The sequence below is a fragment of the Pelomicrobium sp. genome, from assembly GCF_036803785.1.
Classification (GTDB): domain Bacteria; phylum Pseudomonadota; class Gammaproteobacteria; order Burkholderiales; family UBA6910; genus Pelomicrobium.
In genome coordinates, this window is sequence record NZ_DAIRTR010000005.1 from 46,031 (window position 1) to 47,290 (window position 1,260).

Sequence of the window (1,260 nt, forward strand, 5' to 3'; positions counted from 1 at the left end):
AAGCCGGAGCTAAAACGTGGTGAAAGTTGTGAAGTCGGTGCTGTGAGCGAGGGCGGTATTGGCTGCGGCTGGTTGGGTGTGGCACTTGAGTTTCAGCGCAGGCTCACCTTTGCCGCGAGGCCAAGGTGAAGCCGGAGCTAAAACGTGGTGAAAGTTGTGAAGTCGGTGCTGTGAGCGAGGGCGCCACCAGAGCGGTCGGCGCGCACATACACGGCGCTGGCGGCAAAGGGCGAGGAGGGCCTGCGCACGCTTTGCTGCGTTAAAATAAAAGTTTTCGCTTTAGCCAGGGGAGAGTTTCCATGCCTATCCGAGTCGCCATCAACGGCTACGGCCGCATCGGCCGCAACATCCTGCGCGCCCTCTACGAATCCGGCCGCAAGGACATCCAGATCGTGGCGGTAAACGACCTGGGCGACGCCAAGACCAATGCCCATCTCACCCGTTACGATACGGTGCACGGCAAGTTCCCGGGTGAGGTCAAGGTGGACGGAGACGCCATGGTGGTGAACGGTGATCGGATCCGCGTGCTCTCCGTAAGAAACCCCGCAGACCTGCCCTGGAAAGAATTGAACGTGGATGTGGTGCACGAGTGCACCGGCCTTTTTACGAGCAAGGAGAAGGCCTCGGCCCATCTCGCCGCGGGAGCGAAGAAGGTCATCATCTCGGCTCCTGGGGAAAAGGACGTGGACGCCACGGTGGTCTACGGGGTGAATCACGGTGTGCTCAAGGCGAGCCACACCGTGATCTCCAACGCCTCCTGCACGACCAACTGCTTGGCGCCGCTGGTAAAGGTATTGCACGAAAAGATCGGCGTGGTCCATGGCCTGATGACCACCATCCACTCCTACACCAACGACCAGGTGTTGATCGACGTGTACCACAAAGACCTGCGCCGCGCCCGCTCGGCCACCCAGTCCCAGATTCCCACCAAGACCGGCGCCGCTGCCGCCGTGGGCTTGGTGCTGCCGGAACTCGCCGGCAAGCTGGACGGATTCGCCATCCGCGTGCCCACCGTCAACGTCTCCCTGGTGGACCTCTCCTGCGTGGTGGCGCGGCCAACCAGTAAGGAAGAAATCGACCAGGCGATGAGGGACGCGGCTCAGAACGAGCTCAAGGGAATCCTCAAAGTTTGCGACGAGCCCCTGGTGTCCATGGACTTCAACCACGACCCGGCCTCCAGCGTGTACGACGCGACCCTCACCAAGGTGACCGGCGGCACCTTCGTTAAAGCCCTGGCCTGGTATGACAACGAGTGGGGCT

Annotated in this window: 1 protein-coding gene; it reads left to right on the top strand. The window is 61.6% G+C overall.

Annotation, left to right across the window (positions count from 1 at the left end; translation table 11 throughout):
* Positions 1-299 precede the first annotated feature (299 nt).
* Positions 300-1,260, top strand: a 961-nt coding sequence (gene gap / locus V7Q81_RS01380; RefSeq protein WP_333839628.1) for a type I glyceraldehyde-3-phosphate dehydrogenase, incomplete at its 3' end; no start/stop codon positions are given.